This is a genomic window from Bacillus sp. CDB3, assembly GCF_002081505.1.
GTDB classification, from domain to species: domain Bacteria; phylum Bacillota; class Bacilli; order Bacillales; family Bacillaceae_G; genus Bacillus_A; species Bacillus_A cereus_AT.
Genome location: NZ_ALBR01000011.1, coordinates 152,014 through 170,452, shown reverse-complemented (window position 1 = coordinate 170,452; position 18,439 = coordinate 152,014). Strand labels below are relative to the sequence as shown.

Here is an 18,439-nt window from a genome sequence, read left to right as displayed (position 1 = left end):
AATCATGTTTATTGGCTTTTACCAATTACAAGATGAGCATTTAAACCCTTGTCGCTATTGAATCAGCTAGCCTTATGTTCAAGTCTCAGCTTATCCGCAACCATTGCGATGAACTCGGAATTCGTAGGTTTTGCTTTTGACATCGATACAGTATAACCAAATAAGGACGAAATAGAATCAATATTCCCACGGCTCCAAGCCACTTCAATTGCGTGACGGATTGCGCGCTCGACACGACTTGCTGTTGTATTATATTTCTTTGCGATATCTGGATATAATACTTTCGTAATAGATCCTAGTAATTCGATATCATTGTACACCATAGAGATTGCTTCTCGTAAGTACATGTACCCTTTAATATGAGCGGGTACACCAATTTCATGAATGATACTTGTAATACTCGCATCTAAGTTTTTCGGTTTTCCATCGATCGTTGTTGCTGATCGGAAAGATGGTAATGGACGTTTAATGGTAGCATTTGCTTTACCACTCACTTGACGAATATGACTCGTTAAATTCTCCATATCAAATGGTTTTAATATGAAATATGATGCACCTAAATCAACCGCTTTTTTCGTCACATCTTCTTGTCCAAATGCTGTCAACATAATAACGCTAGGTTGTCTTAACCTTTCAATATGTCGCATTTTCTCTAGCACAGCTAGACCATCTAAATGTGGCATAATAATGTCTAAAACGAGTACATCAGGCTGCTTGTCTGTCAATAAGTTTAAACATTCTTGACCATTGTAAGCAGTTCCGATCACTTCCATATCATCCTGAGCAGCAACATAGCTCTCTAGCATTGATACCAATTCTTTATTATCATCCACAAGACATACTTTAATTTTCTCCACAGTTTTTCCTCCCTTACCGAATCGATTCTTCCGACATGTGTAAGCTTCTAGGCTACATGAATTGTTCGACAATTGTGTGAAAATTCCCTTTTAAAGTTTCTTACTTTCCGATAAAAACACAAAAAAATATATTTATCGCCCATTTACTTTCTTTCGCAACACATTCCATCATAGAATTACAACGAAACGTTCAACCCTTTTCTTATATTTTACAACAAAAAACAGCTCTTGCGGAGCTTTTACAAAATTTCAACGAATTTTTCAATAGAAAAGCGAGCTAATATGCATTAGCTCGCTTTTTTCTCTTGATCATAAATATTAATTCCAGCCTCATGTAACATCCATTCAATATGAACACCGTATCCTGACGTTGGATCATTTACAAATACATGTGTAACAGCACCAATTACTTTCCCATTTTGTACAATCGGACTTCCACTCATCCCTTGTACAATACCACCCGTTTTTGCTAGTAAACGTTTGTCTGTCACTTTTATAACCATACCTTTTGTAGCTGGGAACTTTTGCGGTACCGTACTAATAACTTCAATATCAAACGCCTCAACTTTATCTTGATCAATAACTGTTAATATTTTCGCCGGTCCTTCTTTTACTTGATGGGATAATGCGATAGGCATTGCTTTATCCATTATGCCGTTTGTCATATTTGTATTTAATTTCCCGAAAATACCATACGGGCTATTTACTGTAATATTACCAATCACTTCACGATCCGGTGAAAATCTTGCTAATTTTTCTCCTGGATTCCCGTGACTTCCTCTTTCAATAGAGGTTACGGTCGAGCGCATAATTTGTCCATCTTCTACTTGAATTGGCTTTTTTGTATCATTATCAGAAATGACATGACCAAGTGCCCCGTATTTCATGGAATCCGGATGAACAAATGTCATTGTTCCAATTCCAGCTGCCGAGTCACGAATATATAAACCAATACGATAAGACGATTCCCCGCTGTCTTTTTGTGGTGTTAACTTAGTGCGAATGTATTTTCCATCTCTTAGCAAAACAAGATTAAGCGGTTCACCTGTTTCTCCACTATTATGAATAAATGGTGCTACATCACTCATTCTTTCAATTGTTTTCCCATTAATTGCAGTAATCATATCCCCAATCTGTACACCAGCTGTTTCACCAGGAGATACTTTACCCTTTTCAGTTTGAATTAAATGATGGCCTACAACAAGTACACCTTTTGTGTTCAATTTCACACCAATCGATTGTCCACCGGGGATAACTTTAAAATCTTTCAATACTTTTACATTTACTTTTTTCACTGGAAAACCAGCGAGTTGAAACACCATATCAGCTTCACCATTTTGGTGAGAATTCACCATAAGCTCTTGTTCATTTGAACTTACTGTAAATACATTACGATTTGTAGATGAAGCCTTAAAAACTGGTAATGATGCTATTTCTGATTGTTGTCCTTCAAAAACAACAAGTTGTTTCGGGGATGAAATAAACGTTCGAAGCGGTTTAAAACATCCAATAAAAACTAAAGAAACAAGGAGACAAAGACCTATTATTTTTCGAAATCTTTCTAATTTCAATTTGTTCACTCTCCTCGCTCCTACCCCACATTCAGCCTCTTGGCTTCACTTTTTAATCTCTCCTTGCAGTGCTTTATTTATAACCGGAAGAATTAAGAAATCATCATTTGAGAAAAAAAGCTATCCATTACTGGATAGCCTCTGCTGTCTGTTTGAAATGATGTGCTTGCGTAAGTAACTCTTTCGCATGTTCTGTCGTTAAATCTGTAATTTCTACACCAGAAATCATCCGAGCAATTTCTGTTACTTTTTCATCCGTACTTAGCACCGTAACAGATGTAATCGTCCGATCATTCGCCACTTGTTTTCTAATAAATAAATGCGAGTCCGCCATTGAAGCTACCTGAGGTAAGTGCGTAATACAAAGTACTTGCGAGTTTACCGATACACGATAGATTTTTTCCGCAATAGCCTGTGCAACCCGACCACTCACACCTGTATCCACTTCATCAAAAATAACTGAAGCAACACCTTGATGCTTAGAAAAAATACTTTTTAAAGCCAAAATAATACGAGATAACTCTCCGCCAGAAGCAACCTTTGAAAGCGGCTTTAACGGTTCACCAGGGTTCGTTGAAATATAAAACTCCACGTGATCGTAGCCATCCGCTGTAAGTTTCACCGGTGTTCCTTCTACAAGAGGTTCTTCTGCATTTCCTTCCCTCTTCATTATTCTCACTTCAAATTTCGTTTTTTCCATATATAATTCTTTTAATTCTTGATGAATAGCGTTTGTAAGATGGTCTGCCAGTTCATGACGCATATCACTTAACAACGTCGCTTCTTTTAAGATAACACTTTCTAATTCCTTTAGCTGCTTTCTCGTCGTTTCAATATGTACGTCTTTATTTTCAATTGTAAAAATTTCTTGTTCAATTTTATCAGCATACGCTAAAATCTCTTCTACAGTATTTCCATACTTTCTCTTTAACATACGGATTTCATTCAACCGTGTTTCAATTTCATCTAAACGTTTCGGATCATATTCCATCATATCTAACTTTTCTCTAAGCTGATATGCAACTTCTTCTAATAAGTAATAGCTATTTGCAATTGAATCATGGTTTTCTTGATACGCCTCATCTAAATGCGTAATACTCTCCATTTGGCTCATTGCATTCCTTACATGATCTAGCCCTTGGCTGTCCCCACTCAACGAACGATACGCATCCCCTAACGCTTTATAAATCTTTTCAAAATTGGATATTTTCAATCGTTCCTCAGTCAATTCATATTCTTCATCCATTTTTAAATCCGCCTTACGAATTTCTTCATGTTGGAATTGAATTAAATCTAGACGATGAGCCATTTGTTGTTCATTTTCACTTAAAGATTTCAGCTGTTTTTTTAATTTTTCATAGTCTCCGTATACGTTCTGATATGTGTCTAATTGTTTAACAATACGATCTCCATCAAAATGATCTAGCATAAACATATGACGCTCTTCATTCATTAAATCTTGCGTTTCATGCTGTCCATGTATATCAACAAGCGTTTTTCCAATCTCTTTTAATATACTAAGTGTAACAAGCTTCCCATTTACACGGCATACACTTTTTCCATTCGCAGCGATATCACGTTTCAAAATAATCATGCCGTCTTCTATTTCTATATCTAATTCTTCTGCCTTTGCGATACATGGATGCTTATCATCTTCTACATAAAATAAACCCTCTATTTCAGCCTTTTCTGTTCCATATCGAACAAACTCCGCTGAACCACGGCCGCCAACAAGCAAACTAATCGCATCAATAATAATCGATTTTCCGGCTCCTGTTTCACCACTTAAAACGGTTAAACCTTTTTGAAAAGAAATATTTAATGCCTCAATAATAGCAAAGTTTCTGATCGATAATTCCGATAACAATGCCCCATTCACCTCGTTATAAACTAATCCCCTACTAAGGGCTTTTTTTAAGTACTCTTCATTCAAATAGTTATACTATATGTTTATATGTATAAATTACTCATCTAACCCGCTCCATTGTACCAAACATTCGTTTTACGGGTCAATCCACCTATTTTCTAACTTTATTTAAAGAAAATATTATATTGCATTTAATAATTCATATTTTTAACCAATAAAAATATCTTGTTTACTTTCCACTTTACAGAGGAAAGTAAACAAGATTTTTTTGTTACAGCATATTTAAGAAACGATCAGAGACAACACCTGTATCTTCAGGTGTACGGCAAATAATTAAGCAAGTATCATCACCACAAATGGTTCCGATAATCTCATCCCACTCTAAATGATCAATAAGTGCCCCAAGTGAATGAGCGTTACCAGGCAATGTTTTTAGCACAAGCATATGTCCTGCCGTGTCTAATTTTACAAATGAATCCACTAGATTTCGTTTTAATTTTTGCAACGGGTTAAATCGTTGATCTGCTGGTAAGCTATATTTATAGCGTCCATCATGTAATGGCACCTTAACTAAGTGCAGTTCTTTAATATCGCGCGATACTGTTGCTTGCGTTACATTAAATCCCTCATTACGTAAAATATCAACTAGTTCATCTTGTGTTTCAATTTCTTTGTTCGCAATAATTTCCCTGATTTTAATATGGCGCTGACCTTTATTCATACATTTGCACCTCACACTATCTCTTACCATAGTTTAAACATTGGTATACTTCACTTATTTATGTTAACGTATAATTCGTTTCTTGTACACAATTGTTTTTACAATCATTATACAATTACAACAAAAAGAGGAACAACATATGTTATTCCCCTTTCCCTTTTTGTTTTAGAACGTCATGCGCTTCTGTAACAACTTGCTCAATAGAAACCGGCGAATGATTTTCGCCATTCTCACGCTCTCCATGCCATTTTAAATGGATTAAAAATTCAATATTACCATCCCCGCCCGTAATTGGCGAGAATGTTAAACCTTCGACATCATAGCCTTCCTTCAGAGCAAAATCGACAATCATTTCCACGACAGCTTCATGTACTTTTCTATCACGAACAATGCCTTTTTTCCCAACTTGTTCTCGTCCAGCTTCAAACTGCGGTTTAATTAATGCAGCTACGTCACCATTTAACATAAGCATTGTTTTTAAAACCGGCAATATTAGCTTTAGTGATATAAATGAAACATCGATACTTGCAAACTGAGGTAACCCGCGCTCTAAGTCTGCCGGTGTCACGTAACGGAAGTTCGTTCGTTCCATCACAACAACACGCTCATCTTGACGCAATTTCCACGCAAGTTGATTATATCCTACATCTAATGCATAAGATAACTTCGCTCCATTTTGAAGCGCACAATCTGTAAAACCACCAGTTGATGAACCAATATCTATCATAACTTTATCTTGTAAATCAAGTTGAAATGTCTCTAATGCCTTTTCAAGTTTATAACCACCACGGCTTACATACGGCATAACTTGCCCTTTCACCGTAATCTCTGTATCTTGTGAGATTTTCTCTCCTGGCTTATCGAGTCTCATTTCATTCGCATATACGAGCCCTGCCATAACAGCACGTTTAGCCTTCTCGCGCGTTTCTATAAGTCCTCGCTCTACTAATAGTACATCTACTCTTTCTTTTTTTACGCTCATTTGTTACGCCCTTTTTTGTTTTGATGGAATCATTGTATGAATACGGTCTACAACAGCATCTGTCGTTAAACCAATTTCTTCTAATAATTTTGTTACACTACCGTGCTCTATGAAACGGTCTGGAATACCCATTCTTTCAATTAATGCACTATGGTATCCATTTTCAGATGCAAATTCAACTACTCCTGTTCCAAAACCTCCGATTAAACACGCTTCTTCAATCGTTAAAATCGGTATATTTTTCCCTAAAAGCTCATGTAAATATGCTTCATCCATTGGTTTAATAAAGCGAGCATTCACTACTTTGACTGAAACTCCAGCCTTTTCAAGACGCTCAGCTGCTTCCATTGCCATCGGGATTGTCGTACCAAACGTTAAAATTGCTGCTTGTGTGCCTTCTTTTAACGTTTCCCATGAACCAATTGGAATCGCCTTTAATTCTTCATCCATATGAACGCCAAGTCCATTACCGCGCGCATAACGCAAAGCAATCGGTCCATCTTCATATTGCATCGCCGTATAAACTAAATGTTGACCTTCATTTTCATCTTTCGGCATCATAAGCACCATATTCGGCAAGTGACGTAAAAACGCGATGTCAAATACCCCTTGATGCGTTTCACCGTCTGCTCCTACTAATCCAGAGCGGTCTATTCCAATGAAAACATTTAAATTTTGACGACAAATATCATGAACAACTTGGTCATATGCTCTTTGTAAAAATGTTGAATAAATTGCTAAGAATGGCTTCATCCCTTGTGTTGCCATACCAGCCGCCATTGTTGTAGCATGCTGTTCCGCAATACCTACATCAATCATGCGATCCGGAAATTCTTTTTGGAATTTCTCAAGTTTCGATCCAACAGGCATTGCAGGCGTAATTGCAACGATACGTTCATCCGTTCTTGCTAGATTAAGTACAGTATCACTAACAACAGCACTCCATGCTGGTGCAACTTCCTTCGGTTTAACGAAGTCACCTGACTCGATTTTATACGGTCCTGTTCCATGCCAAGTTCCAATAACGTCACTCTCAGCTGGTTTATAACCTTTTCCTTTTTTCGTAATTACATGAACAAGTACTGGGCCTTTTGTTTTCTTTGCATATTGCAACGTTTCGAATAACTTTTCATAATCATGCCCATCGACCGGACCTAAATATGTAAAGCCTAATTCTTCAAAAAAGACGCCTGATACTAGTAAATATTTTAGACTATCCTTTATTTTCTCTGCTGTCGCAGCAACTTTCCCGCCAACTGCTGGGATTTTCTTTAATATATACTCTAATTCATCTTTTACCCAATGGTACTTCCCTGCGGTACGTAAACGACCAAGTACATTATGAAGCGCACCGACGTTTGGTGCAATTGACATTTCATTGTCATTCAAAATAACAATCATGTCCGTTTTTTCATGACCAATATGGTTTAATGCCTCTAAAGCCATTCCGCCTGTTAATGCACCATCGCCAATGATTGGTATAACGTATTCTTCCGTTTTCTTTAAATCACGCGCTAGAGCCATTCCCATTGCAGCAGATAATGACGTCGAACTATGACCAGTTTCCCAAACATCATGCTCACTCTCGCAGCGTTTTGGGAAACCACATAGACCTTGGTATTGCCTTAATGTGCCGAATTCTTTCGCACGCCCTGTTAAAATTTTATGTACATAGGATTGATGTCCTACATCCCATAAAAACTTATCTTTCGGACTATCAAATAATTTATGCAGAGCAATTGTGAGTTCTACTACACCTAAATTAGGTGCAATATGTCCACCTGTTTGAGAGAGCTCTTCAATTAAAAACTTACGAATATCCTCACTCAATCCCTCTAGTTCACTAATAGACATATCTTTCAAAAAACTAGGGTTTTGAATTTGCGTTAGATCCACACGGATCACTCACTTTCATTTCATAATCTGTCAACATGTCAAATATTATAAGAAATATTTACACAACACAAGAAATTCTCTTTCTATTCTTTTTATCTTGTCCTGCTTTCAGAAAACACTTCCATTTTTTTCACTTATCATATTATACATCATATTTCTTTACGCGATGAAAAAAATAGCCGCTAACACGAAGTGATAACGGCAATGTAATCTACATATATTTTTGCCAATAACAAGAAAAGAAAAACCTTTTCCTACATTTATATCATAAAATGATGAATGACTCAACAAATGAAAACGCTGTTATATTAGTTATTACGTTTTGCGATCAAATCACAAATAGATAGTAAATATTCATCTTGTAATTGCAAGGAGCTAATAGAATCTTTTGCTTTTGCAATTTTTTCCTCTAAAATAGATTTTGCTCTATCTACAGTAAATAACGTCGTATATGTACTCTTTTCATTAGAAACATCACTACCAATCGGTTTTCCAATCTCTTCTTCTGTGCCTTCTACATCCAAAATATCATCTCTAATTTGGAAAGCTAGACCGATATATTTCGCAAATGCAAGTAACTTCTCTTCCTGCTCTTCTGTAGCATCAGAAAGTATCGCTCCTGCAAGTACAGCAAACTCAAGCAGTTTACCTGTTTTATGCTTATGGATGTACTCTAATTCATTAATTGTAAGTCGTTTTCCTTCAGCTTCCATATCTGCCACTTGTCCAGCAACCATTCCTTCAGGTCCTGCTGCTTTCGCAAGCTCAAGTACAAGTCTTACTTTCTTTTCAGCAGAGATTTCTTTATGCTCATATGCCATAATGACTTGAAAAGCATATGTCAACAAACCATCTCCTGCTAAAACTGCCATTGCTTCACCAAATACTTTATGATTTGTAGGCTTTCCTCGTCTTAGATCATCATCATCCATACAAGGTAAATCATCATGAACTAACGAATATGTATGAATCATTTCAAGGGCACAAGCTGCACCCACTCCAAGATTTTTTTCTTTCCCAAACGCTTGTAACGTTGCAAATAAAAGTAACGGGCGGAGACGTTTCCCACCCGCTTCCAAAGAATATGCCATCGCTTCACGAAGCACATTTGGACATTGTAATTCATTTGCATAGCTTACAAGCTTTTCTTCTACGAAAGTTTTACTCTCTTTCAAAAAAGCATCAAAAGCTATATGTGTCACTATGCTTCATCTCCTAAAGCAGTAAACGGTTTAAGCTCTCCATCTTCCCCAAGGATAACTGCCATTTGTTCTTGTACATCTTTCAATTTCTCATCACAAAGCTTAGATAATTCCATGCCTTCTTTAAAATAAGAAATCGCTTCCTCTAAAGGTACATCACCTTGTTCAAGCTTAGAAACGAGGTGCTCAAGCTGCGAAATTGCTTCTTCAAAGCTTAACTTATTTTCCATTATTCAATTCACGCTCCTCTATGCTTGATACGCTACAATCTAGTATTCCATCTTGTAATTGAACTGAAACAGCATCTCCAAGGCTAACATCTTTCACGCTTTTTAATACTTGTTTCTCTTCATCGTATACAAGCCCATACCCTCTCATCATTACTTTAAGCGGGCTTAATACCTCAAGCTTTTGAGCCGCTCTCACAAATACGAACTCCTTCGTTTGAAGTAATGTTTGCATTTCACGTTGCAACTGCTTTTGCAACGTTTCAATTGCCGTTTTCGTTTGTATAATTTTTTGAGATGGGTGGTGCTTTTCTAAATAAAATGAAAGTTGCTTTAATTGATTTACTTTTTTATCTATATAACGCTCTTTCGCTAAAACAAGTTGTTCAAGAGCCCTGTCTAACTGCTCTTCTTTTTGTTCGTACACTTGCCTTGGATAACGGAACGCATAAGATTTTTGTAACACTTGCAGTTTTTCTTCTTTTTTATGTACTCTCTCTCTCATTGCTCTTTGCAATCTCAGAGTTCTTTGTAATACCTTTTCTTGTAACTCTATAATATTAGGTACCGCCAGCTCAGCTGCTGCAGTCGGTGTTGGTGCACGTAAATCCGCGACAAAATCTGCGATTGTAAAATCTGTTTCATGGCCTACAGCCGAAATAATCGGAATCTCACTTGTAAAAATTGCTCTTGCAACTACTTCCTCATTAAAGGCCCATAATTCTTCAATAGAGCCTCCACCACGTCCAACAATTAAAACGTCAATATCTCCCATTTCATTCGCTGTACGAATCGCTTGTACAATCGAGGGAGCTGCTGACTCCCCTTGTACAAGTACTGGAAACACAATAACATTCCCAATTGGGTAACGACGTTTAATCGTTGTAATAATATCACGAATTGCTGCTCCTGTTGGCGACGTGATTACACCTATTGTTTTAGCATACGGAGGAATTGTTTTTTTATAAACTTGAGAAAACAACCCCTCTTCCTCTAAACGAACTTTTAACTGCTCATAAGCTAAATGCAAGTTCCCAATTCCATCAGGCTGCATGTCTTGAATATAAATTTGATAAGAACCACTCGCCTCGTAAACAGATATCTTTCCTTTTACAAGTACTTTCATTCCATTTTCCGGTCTGAATTTAATGTTACGATTATGACCCGCAAACATAACCGCTGCAATTCTTGCATTTTCATCTTTCAATGTAAAATACATATGACCACGACTATGATATTTAAAGTTGGAAATTTCTCCTTTTAACCAAACAGACTGTAAATGCGGATCATACTCTATTTTTGTTTTAATATAGCGTGTCAATGCTGTAACGGTTAAATATTGTTTCTCCATTGCTCTCTCCTCATAGCCGATTCAAATTATTGACAAACAACACCTGCACGCTTTGCAGACTCCACAGTATTGTGAAGAAGCATTGTAATAGTCATTGGGCCGACTCCTTTTGGCACAGGCGTAATGTATCCTGCAACGTCTAATACGTTATCAAAATCAACGTCACCACAAAGTTTACCTGTGTCTAAACGGTTAACACCAACATCAATTACAACTGCACCTTCTTTAATATAATCAGCTGTTACCATTTTCGCTCTTCCAACAGCTACGATTAAAATATCAGCTAACTTCGATAATTCTTTTATATTTTGCGTCTTTGAATGACAATATGTGACAGTTGCATTTTCATTTAAAAACAGTTGTCCCACCGGTTTACCAACAATATTACTTCTTCCGATTACAACAACATGTTTTCCAGAAATATCAAGATTTGTTTCTTTTACTAATTCCACAATACCGTGCGGTGTACATGGAAGGAATGTATCTTGTCCCGTCATCATACGTCCAACGCTGATTGGGTGAAATCCATCTACATCCTTTTCAGGTGAAATTCTTTCAATGATAGCTTTTTCTTCAATATGTTTTGGTAAAGGTAATTGTACTAATATGCCATTAATACGGTCGTCTCCATTTAAGCGATCGATTTCAGCAAGCAAACGCTCCTCAGTAATCGTTTCAGGAAGTTCAATTAGCTCTGAATAAATCCCTACTTGCTCACAGCCTTTTTCTTTTCCTTTTACATAAGAACGCGATGCTGGGTCTTCTCCAACTAAAATAACTGCTAATCCTGGTACAATCCCTTGCTCTTTTAACTTCACAACTTCTTCTTTCAATTGTGCTCGTTTTTTCTCCGCAACTTCATTTCCTTTGATGATTACTGCTACCATTTTAAGATTCCCCCTTAAAGAAATTACAGTGTATCTTTTATATTAGATAAAACGCCGTTAATAAAACGACGAGATTCCTCATCCCCAAATGTTTTTGCAATTTCAATCGCTTCGTTAATTGTTACATTGTGTGGAATTTCTTCCATGTATTTCATTTCATACACAGCTACACGTAAAATACTGCGATCAACAATACTAATACGCTCAAGCTTCCACTTCTTTAAATTTTGACGAATTGCTGCGTCAATCTCTTCTTTGTTGTCTACAAATCCTACAACAAGTGATTCTAGAAACTCATTTGTTTCTTCACCTTCGTCTAGCGTATTTTCCACCGCTACTTTCGGTTCTAATTCACCTGTAATATCCATTTGGTATAATGCTTGCATAGCTCTTTCTCTAGCCGTCCTACGTTTCATTGTAACTCTCCTTTATACTTCAAGTCTTTCCTTATGCTTTGTTATATTATTATAATTTATAAGCCGTCAATTCACTTACTCTTGTAGTTTTCATTGATTTTCCAACCTTATAATACAATGATAATAACACAATTTATCGTTTCACACACGGGGTACAAGGCTGAAAAATAATAAAAAGATTAACTTCAAGTTCCATATCTTATCACAATGTACGTTTTTTGGAAAAATGAAACATTCCCTTTTACATTTCTTATTTTTTGAAATAGTATAATAATTTAGAGGTTTTTAATTTGTGAAGAACTGAAACGATAAAAAAGGCGCCTACGTTACTAGGCACCTTTTTCACTCTTACACTGGTTCGATTTCTGTTTTTTGTGTTTCGAATGTTACGCCAACGATGTGAACATTCACTTCTTTTGGCTCAAGTCCTGTCATTGTAAAGAGTGCCTGGCGTATATTGTCTTGAATTTTTTGTGCAACAACTGGAATTGCTACACCAAAATACATAACAACATAAAGGTCAACAATAATATCTTCGTTTGCTAGCTCAACCTTTACACCTTTACCGTGATTTTTCTTACCTAACTTCTCAACAACATCTGTAGCAAAATTACCACGCATTGCCGCTACACCTTCTACTTCAGCAGCTGCAATACCTGCAATTACTTCGATTACTTCTGGTGCAATTTCTACTTTTCCAAGAGTTGTATCTTGACCCATATCTAACATATGTTCAGCCATGAAAAAAACCTCCTTTAATGTATCACTGCGTCACAAGTTCATGCTCTTCCAAAAATTTCGTGTTAAACTCACCTTTTACAAAATCAGGATGATCTAGCAATTGCAAATGGAACGGGATTGTTGTATGTACGCCTTCAATGACAAACTCACTGAGTGCTCGCTTCATTTTTGCAATTGCCTCTTCACGTGTTTTTCCGTGAACAATTAATTTAGCAACCATCGAATCATAGAAAGGTGGAATTGAATATCCCGGATATACAGCTGAATCGACGCGAATACCAAATCCGCCTGGTGGCAAGTACATTTCTACTTTACCTGGAGATGGCATAAATTTTTTGGCAGGGTTTTCCGCATTAATTCGACATTCAATTGCCCAACCATTAAATTGTACTTCTTCTTGCTGTAACGATAACTTTTCTCCAGAAGCAACACGAATTTGTTCTTTAATTAAATCCATCCCTGTTACCATTTCTGTAACTGGATGCTCAACTTGAATTCTCGTATTCATCTCCATGAAATAAAAGCTTTTCGTTTTATATTCATAAATAAACTCAACCGTACCAGCACCTGTATAATCAACCGCTACCGCTGCTTTAACTGCTGCGTCACCCATTTGCTGACGAATATTTTCATCAAGTGCAGGTGATGGACTTTCTTCTAATAGTTTTTGCAAACGGCGTTGAATTGTACAATCACGCTCTCCTAAATGAATGGCATTTCCATGTGTATCTGCCATTATTTGAATCTCAACATGGCGGAAATCTTCAACGTACTTTTCTAAGTATACACCAGGGTTCCCAAAAGCGGTACTAGCTTCTTGCTGTGTAATTTGAATTCCTTTTACAAGCTCTTCTTCATGGCGCGCAACACGAATACCTTTTCCGCCGCCACCTGCAGTCGCTTTAATAATAACTGGATATCCAATTTGATTAGCAAGCTCGATCGCTTCTTTGGTATTTTTAATAATCCCTTGTGAACCTGGTACAATCGGAACCCCTGCTTCTTTCATTGTATCACGTGCAACGTCTTTTGTGCCCATCTTTGAAATAGCTTCTGGGCTTGGACCGATAAAAATCAAGTTACACTCACGGCACAATTCTGCAAAATCCGCATTCTCTGCTAAAAATCCATATCCCGGATGAATTGCATCACAACCTGTTAATTTCGCAACACTAATAATGTTCGTCAAATTTAAATAGCTTTCTTTCGAAATCGTTGGTCCAACACAATACGCTTCATCTGCAATTTGCACATGAAGTGACTCTTTGTCTGCTTCTGAATAAATTGCAACTGTTTCAATATCCATTTCTTTACAAGCTCGAACAATTCGTACAGCAATTTCCCCACGATTGGCTATTAATACTTTTTTTATCATCACAAAGACTCCCTTATTACGCTTTTACAAGAAATAGCGGTTGTCCATACTCAACAAGCTGTCCGTTATTAACAAGAATTTCAACAATTTCGCCTTCTACATCTGCGTCAATTTCGTTAAATAATTTCATAGCTTCAACAATACATACGATAGAATCTTTCGATACTTTGTCCCCAACACTTACATATTGAGGTGTATCAGGCGAAGAAGAGGAATAAAATGTTCCTACCATCGGTGATGTGATTTTATGCAGGTTTTCATTTTGAACAGCTGTCTTCTCTTCTTGTTTTGGCACTTCTACTTGTGCTGCCGCTACTGTTGTTTCTACTTCAACAGGTGCTGCTGGTTGCATGACTTGTTTCGTTACAGGTGCTTGCACAGTAATTACTTCATTACCACGTTTTTTCATTTTAATTGTTGTACCGTCTTTTTTGTATTCAAATTCATCAATATTAGAGCTATCAATTAATTTAATTAATTCACGAACTTCTTGAATTTTAAACATGTAAAATCCACTCCCATACTCTTGTTTGTCCCGTTTTTACAGATTCTCATCACTAAAACTAGATTGACTGTAAAAATACGATGTATTCTATTAGAAAATTTATTTCATTTACTAATAGAAATATTTACTATTCCCATCTTACGATAAATTTTTTAAACATTCCAATTTATATTTCTTTGTAATAAATCGAAACTCCTGTAAAAATATTATTCCACTAAAAAATTATTACCTAGTAATAATACCAAGTTTCACATAAAATTGGCAAGACCACTTCCTAAAAAAACATTTTTCACTTTTCAAAACTTCACATTGTAAACACGTAATTCCCTAACCACTCTTCTTTTTTCTAAGATAAAAAACATATTTTTACCAAATATTATTTTTTTGTTTACGTGCCGTTCATTCTTCCTTCATATAAGAATAGTATGTTCAAAGTGTATAAAATTTATTGTAGTGAGGTGTGGACATATGATATGGCTCATTCTATTCTTGCCTGCCGTAGTGATTTGGGCATTGGTCCTCTTCATCCACGTCAAATCTGGAAAAAGTAATCACCATTATCATGAACCATTAATCTTTTACTCACAGCGTATTTCCCCGTTTCCAATTGAAAAGACTAAATACAACAACAAAGATGAAATAGAAAAAAGCTATCGAAATCGATAGCTTTTTCTATTATTCTTTTATCTCATTTGAAGCAGCAACACCTATTATAATTTCAATTTATTTTACTGATGGATCAAATTTCACACCTACATCTTTTGAACCACCTTCACTTCTTACAAGCTGAATAATTTTATTCGCTTCTTTTTGTGAATGCTTTGCTGATTTAACCGTTACTTTAATGTCAGTTCCATCAGCTCTTACAAGAGCATCTTTATATCCACCTTGAGATTTAATCACTGTCTCAAGTAATTGTTGCTTCGTTTCCATTGTAGTGATTGCATCAAGATTATCTTTCGCTTTACTCTTTTCTTCTGCTGAAGATTTTGATGACTTCATTACATTTTGTAGCTTTTCTTTCTCTACACTACGCTGATCTTCCATTTGCATACGTAGCGCTGTGAAATTCTCATCGCTTGATTGAACTGTTACGCTAGCCTCTTTTTTACTTGTTTCCTTTTTGTCATTCTCTTTTTTGTCTGTTTCTTTATTTGTAGTTTCCTTGCTTGTACTTTCTTTTGTTGTTTCTTTTGTAACTGCTTTATCAGCACCTTGTTTTTCTTGCCCCATCTTTTCACCCGTTGCCGGTGCTGCTGTATTCATTTTTTCAGGAGTTGTTACGTAATAAACAGATAGTACAACCACTAAACTTAACATCGTTAATAGCCAAACCGTTTGTTTTTTTAACACTTTATTTCCTCCCTATCAATTTTTCGGTGATACTGAAACGCGATGAGATGGTACATCTAACAATCGCGTCACAGCTTCTTTTACCATTGCTTTTATTTGTATATTATCCACTCCCTTTGCTACGACAAGAACACCTCGTACTTTCGGTTTCTCTGTTCGCAAAACAATTGGAGTTTCTTTATCACCTTCACGTATAATGACGGTCTTTTCATCAAGAGACTCGTCCTCTACTTCCCTTTTACCGCCTGCTTTATCAGTTTCACCTGTTGTTTGCGAGCGTTTCACTGTATTTTTTTCGAGTATTTTTTCTTCAGATGAATCTAAGTTCACTTTAATAGTTACGTCTTTTACTCCAGCTATCTCTTCTAAAGAAGCTTTCAATTCTTGTTCATACGCTTTTTCATATTTTTCTACATTTGACATATTATCATTGTTTTTTTGTCCGAAAGTTGGTACATCTTTATCTTGGTTTTGACTTGTCTTTTCTTTAAACACAGGCACTTCTTCTTTTTTAGGTGCAAAGAAATTACTAGAAAACATAAGCACAATCCCAAGTATGAGTAGGACAAGCAAAAACTTAGGTGTTACTTTTTTCCCCTTCTCATTACTTTCTTTTTCATCCCCATTCAATAAGTTTCGAAAAAATGAGAACCTCGAATTTTTATCTTTATTGTCCATTTACGCTACCTGTCCTCCCTTCCATCTGAACTTGGATTTGTTTATCCTCTAGTTGCCACCTGCTTGAAAAGAAATTTTCCATTTCTACATTCGTTTCTTTTAATTTTTTTGGTGGTTCTTTCGTATTAATTTCAATTGACTTTACTGTTTCGATTGCATCATTTTTACTACGCTCTTTTTCTTTCAATGTCACAACAACAGATTGAATATCTTTCGCTGACTTTACTTCTTCTGCATGTTTCACTGCGACTATTTGTATTTCAGAGACTGTCATACCATACTTTTTCTCAAACTCTTTTCCTACGTCTTTTTTCATTTTGGTAGCCATCTCTTCTAAACTATATGCACGTGTTAGAGCTTGTATTTCTTTTTTCTTCGAATCTATCGAATTTTTTACTGATCCATCTGCTACGGACTTTTCTTCATTGAAATTTGCGATAACTTCATTTACATCTGTTTGTAACAACTTAAATAGAGGCGTTAAAATTAATACAACTAACAATAGACTTACAACGAATTTAACGTACTTTTGTAAATTTGAATTCGGAAGAATAAGATGAAGCATTGTCGCTAAGAGTAAAAAAACGATAATATTTCTAATCCACTCTGTAACAAATTGCATACTCTTCACCTCCTATCGCATCATGAGCGTAATGTTCCCCGCAGCAATAATAATCGTGATACTTAAAAAGAACATAAACGACACGATAGCTAAACAAGCAAATACGTAAATGATACTTCGTCCGATAATATCTAAACATTGAATAATTGCGCCTCCGCCAACTGGTTGCAATACTGCCGCTGCGAATTTATAAATAAATGCGATACAAAATATTTGAATCGCTGGAAAAGCGACAATTAGGCACAGAATGACGAGCCCGATAATCCCGACTGTGTTTTTTAATAATCCAGATGCACTAATAACGGTATCCGCTGCCTCAGTAAACATCCTTCCTACTACAGGAATGAAGTTTCCTGTTACAAATTTAGCAGTTTTCACAGCTATGCCATCAGCAACGGCTGAAGCGGTTCCTTGTACAGATAATACCCCTAAAAAAACCGTCAAAAAGATACCCATAATCCCAACACTAACGTTTTGCAAAAGCTTGGACAATTTCGTAACTTTATATTGATCACTCATCGTACTTACAATACTTAATATAGTTGCAAGTAATAAAAGTGGTAGAACAATATAATTCATAAGAAGCCCACTCGTGTTCATTAAGAAAATGATGATTGGATGAAAAAACGCTACAGACACGACACCGCCACCGGTTGCAATGAGTGCAAGTAAAATTGGTAATAATGCTAGTATGAAATCTACCATTGTTTGTATCGTCTCTCTTGCATATGTCATAACAACATAAAAACTATTTAAAGCGAAAATAATAAGTACCATGTATACGACTGCATCAGCAATTTTACTTACGCTACTCTTTGAAAAAGCAGATTGCAGTGATTGTAGTAATGCACTAAAAATTGTGAGCATAATGAGCGTTCCAAGTAATTTTCCATTTGCAACGAGCTCGTGAAATAAATATTTTAATAACCCTAGCATCCACTCTTTTATGGAGAATTCTTTCTCTCCCTTTACAAACTCCATAAAGCTTCCTTTTTGACTCTCTGGTAAATAACCTCCATATTTTGTAACAAGCCCGTCCCAAAATTGCTTCACATCTTCAATTCCGAGCTTATCCAATTGTTGATCCATGACGTTTGTTTCTATAGGAGAAGCTTGTACAACAATCGGTAAAGAAAAGAAAAGGAAGCAAGCAAATAGCAGCTTAGCTCCGAACTTCCTCAACATTCA

At 36.2% G+C, this 18,439-nt stretch carries 19 protein-coding genes; 1 reads left to right on the top strand and 18 read right to left on the bottom strand.

The features are described from left to right. Window positions 1–62 precede the first annotated feature (62 nt). The 14 genes from spo0A to accB form a co-directional block, all read right to left on the bottom strand. Window positions 63–857 carry a sporulation transcription factor Spo0A gene (gene spo0A / locus CDB3_RS03170; protein ID WP_000411416.1) on the bottom strand — a complete coding sequence of 265 codons (795 nt, stop codon included), beginning with the start codon at window positions 855–857 and terminating at the stop codon, window positions 63–65. Window positions 858–1,144: 287 nt separating this feature from the next. Beyond that, a complete protein-coding gene (gene spoIVB, locus CDB3_RS03160) occupies window positions 1,145–2,437 on the bottom strand; it encodes a SpoIVB peptidase (RefSeq protein ID WP_128853440.1) in 1,293 nt (430 codons plus the stop codon). 118 nt (window positions 2,438–2,555) lie between these two features. Beyond that, entirely contained in the window at window positions 2,556–4,295 is a 1,740-nt protein-coding gene (gene recN, locus CDB3_RS03155) for a DNA repair protein RecN (protein WP_128853439.1), read from the bottom strand. Between the two features lie 271 nt (window positions 4,296–4,566). After that, complete coding sequence (argR, locus tag CDB3_RS03150) at window positions 4,567–5,016, bottom strand: arginine repressor ArgR (protein ID WP_001032581.1); 450 nt, start codon at window positions 5,014–5,016, stop codon at window positions 4,567–4,569. 142 nt (window positions 5,017–5,158) lie between these two features. After that, window positions 5,159–5,998 carry a TlyA family RNA methyltransferase gene (locus tag CDB3_RS03145; protein WP_097830735.1) on the bottom strand — a complete coding sequence of 280 codons (840 nt, stop codon included), beginning with the start codon at window positions 5,996–5,998 and terminating at the stop codon, window positions 5,159–5,161. Between the two features lie 3 nt (window positions 5,999–6,001). After that, window positions 6,002–7,894, bottom strand: a complete 1,893-nt coding sequence (dxs, locus tag CDB3_RS03140; protein WP_097830734.1) for a 1-deoxy-D-xylulose-5-phosphate synthase — start codon at window positions 7,892–7,894, stop codon at window positions 6,002–6,004. Between the two features lie 308 nt (window positions 7,895–8,202). After that, complete coding sequence (gene ispA / locus CDB3_RS03135; protein WP_128853438.1) at window positions 8,203–9,096, bottom strand: (2E,6E)-farnesyl diphosphate synthase; 894 nt, start codon at window positions 9,094–9,096, stop codon at window positions 8,203–8,205. Beyond that, window positions 9,096–9,326: an exodeoxyribonuclease VII small subunit gene (gene xseB / locus CDB3_RS03130; RefSeq protein WP_000428422.1), complete on the bottom strand. Its 231-nt coding sequence runs from the start codon at window positions 9,324–9,326 to the stop codon at window positions 9,096–9,098. The genes ispA and xseB overlap by 1 nt, the downstream gene beginning before the upstream one ends. Further along, window positions 9,316–10,674: an exodeoxyribonuclease VII large subunit gene (gene xseA / locus CDB3_RS03125; protein WP_128853437.1), complete on the bottom strand. Its 1,359-nt coding sequence runs from the start codon at window positions 10,672–10,674 to the stop codon at window positions 9,316–9,318. Before xseA ends, xseB begins: the two co-directional genes overlap by 11 nt. Window positions 10,675–10,700: 26 nt before the next feature. Next, a complete protein-coding gene (gene folD, locus CDB3_RS03120; protein ID WP_128853436.1) occupies window positions 10,701–11,561 on the bottom strand; it encodes a bifunctional methylenetetrahydrofolate dehydrogenase/methenyltetrahydrofolate cyclohydrolase FolD in 861 nt (286 codons plus the stop codon). Window positions 11,562–11,584: 23 nt separating this feature from the next. Next, window positions 11,585–11,977: a N utilization substance protein NusB gene (gene nusB / locus CDB3_RS03115; RefSeq protein ID WP_000830246.1), complete on the bottom strand. Its 393-nt coding sequence runs from the start codon at window positions 11,975–11,977 to the stop codon at window positions 11,585–11,587. Between the two features lie 348 nt (window positions 11,978–12,325). Next, entirely contained in the window at window positions 12,326–12,718 is a 393-nt protein-coding gene (locus tag CDB3_RS03110) for an Asp23/Gls24 family envelope stress response protein (protein WP_000807630.1), read from the bottom strand. Window positions 12,719–12,740: 22 nt separating this feature from the next. Next, window positions 12,741–14,093, bottom strand: a complete 1,353-nt coding sequence (accC, locus tag CDB3_RS03105; RefSeq protein WP_128853435.1) for an acetyl-CoA carboxylase biotin carboxylase subunit — start codon at window positions 14,091–14,093, stop codon at window positions 12,741–12,743. A 16-nt stretch (window positions 14,094–14,109) separates the two neighbouring features. Further along, window positions 14,110–14,598, bottom strand: coding sequence for an acetyl-CoA carboxylase biotin carboxyl carrier protein (gene accB / locus CDB3_RS03100; protein ID WP_128853434.1), 489 nt, complete (start codon window positions 14,596–14,598; stop codon window positions 14,110–14,112). Between the two features lie 468 nt (window positions 14,599–15,066). Here accB and CDB3_RS03095 point away from each other — a divergent pair, with 468 nt between their 5' ends. Next, the gene (locus tag CDB3_RS03095; protein ID WP_002094415.1) at window positions 15,067–15,264 is read left to right on the top strand and encodes a hypothetical protein; all 198 of its coding nucleotides are present in this window, start codon (window positions 15,067–15,069) and stop codon (window positions 15,262–15,264) included. A gap of 57 nt (window positions 15,265–15,321) precedes the next feature. Here the strand turns inward: CDB3_RS03095 and CDB3_RS03090 are convergent, their stop codons facing one another. Genes CDB3_RS03090 through spoIIIAE form a run of 4 tightly spaced genes read right to left on the bottom strand, consistent with a single transcriptional unit; the run spans window position 15,322 to window position 18,436 of the window. After that, complete coding sequence (locus tag CDB3_RS03090; protein WP_128853433.1) at window positions 15,322–15,951, bottom strand: SpoIIIAH-like family protein; 630 nt, start codon at window positions 15,949–15,951, stop codon at window positions 15,322–15,324. 15 nt (window positions 15,952–15,966) lie between these two features. Continuing rightward, a complete protein-coding gene (gene spoIIIAG / locus CDB3_RS03085) occupies window positions 15,967–16,629 on the bottom strand; it encodes a stage III sporulation protein AG (protein WP_071747083.1) in 663 nt (220 codons plus the stop codon). After that, window positions 16,619–17,251 (bottom strand): stage III sporulation protein AF, encoded by a 633-nt coding sequence (gene spoIIIAF / locus CDB3_RS03080; RefSeq protein WP_128853432.1) that lies wholly within the window; start codon window positions 17,249–17,251, stop codon window positions 16,619–16,621. Before spoIIIAF ends, spoIIIAG begins: the two co-directional genes overlap by 11 nt. A 12-nt stretch (window positions 17,252–17,263) precedes the next feature. Continuing rightward, window positions 17,264–18,436 carry a stage III sporulation protein AE gene (gene spoIIIAE, locus CDB3_RS03075; protein WP_000944631.1) on the bottom strand — a complete coding sequence of 391 codons (1,173 nt, stop codon included), beginning with the start codon at window positions 18,434–18,436 and terminating at the stop codon, window positions 17,264–17,266. Window positions 18,437–18,439: the final 3 nt, after the last annotated feature.

Excerpts from the sequence above, each read along its gene's own strand:
- argR (WP_001032581.1), bottom strand. The coding sequence starts at position 5,016 with ATGAATAAAGGTCAGCGCCATATTAAAATCAGGGAAATTATTGCGAAC.
- CDB3_RS03145 (WP_097830735.1), bottom strand. The coding sequence starts at position 5,998 with ATGAGCGTAAAAAAAGAAAGAGTAGATGTACTATTAGTAGAGCGAGGA.
- xseB (WP_000428422.1), bottom strand. The coding sequence starts at position 9,326 with ATGGAAAATAAGTTAAGCTTTGAAGAAGCAATTTCGCAGCTTGAGCAC.
- xseA (WP_128853437.1), bottom strand. The coding sequence starts at position 10,674 with ATGGAGAAACAATATTTAACCGTTACAGCATTGACACGCTATATTAAA.
- folD (WP_128853436.1), bottom strand. The coding sequence starts at position 11,561 with ATGGTAGCAGTAATCATCAAAGGAAATGAAGTTGCGGAGAAAAAACGA.
- nusB (WP_000830246.1), bottom strand. The coding sequence starts at position 11,977 with ATGAAACGTAGGACGGCTAGAGAAAGAGCTATGCAAGCATTATACCAA.
- CDB3_RS03110 (WP_000807630.1), bottom strand. The coding sequence starts at position 12,718 with ATGGCTGAACATATGTTAGATATGGGTCAAGATACAACTCTTGGAAAA.
- accC (WP_128853435.1), bottom strand. The coding sequence starts at position 14,093 with ATGATAAAAAAAGTATTAATAGCCAATCGTGGGGAAATTGCTGTACGA.
- accB (WP_128853434.1), bottom strand. The coding sequence starts at position 14,598 with ATGTTTAAAATTCAAGAAGTTCGTGAATTAATTAAATTAATTGATAGC.
- CDB3_RS03095 (WP_002094415.1), top strand. The coding sequence starts at position 15,067 with ATGATATGGCTCATTCTATTCTTGCCTGCCGTAGTGATTTGGGCATTG.
- spoIIIAG (WP_071747083.1), bottom strand. The coding sequence starts at position 16,629 with ATGGACAATAAAGATAAAAATTCGAGGTTCTCATTTTTTCGAAACTTA.
- spoIIIAF (WP_128853432.1), bottom strand. The coding sequence starts at position 17,251 with ATGCAATTTGTTACAGAGTGGATTAGAAATATTATCGTTTTTTTACTC.
- spoIIIAE (WP_000944631.1), bottom strand. The coding sequence starts at position 18,436 with ATGTTGAGGAAGTTCGGAGCTAAGCTGCTATTTGCTTGCTTCCTTTTC.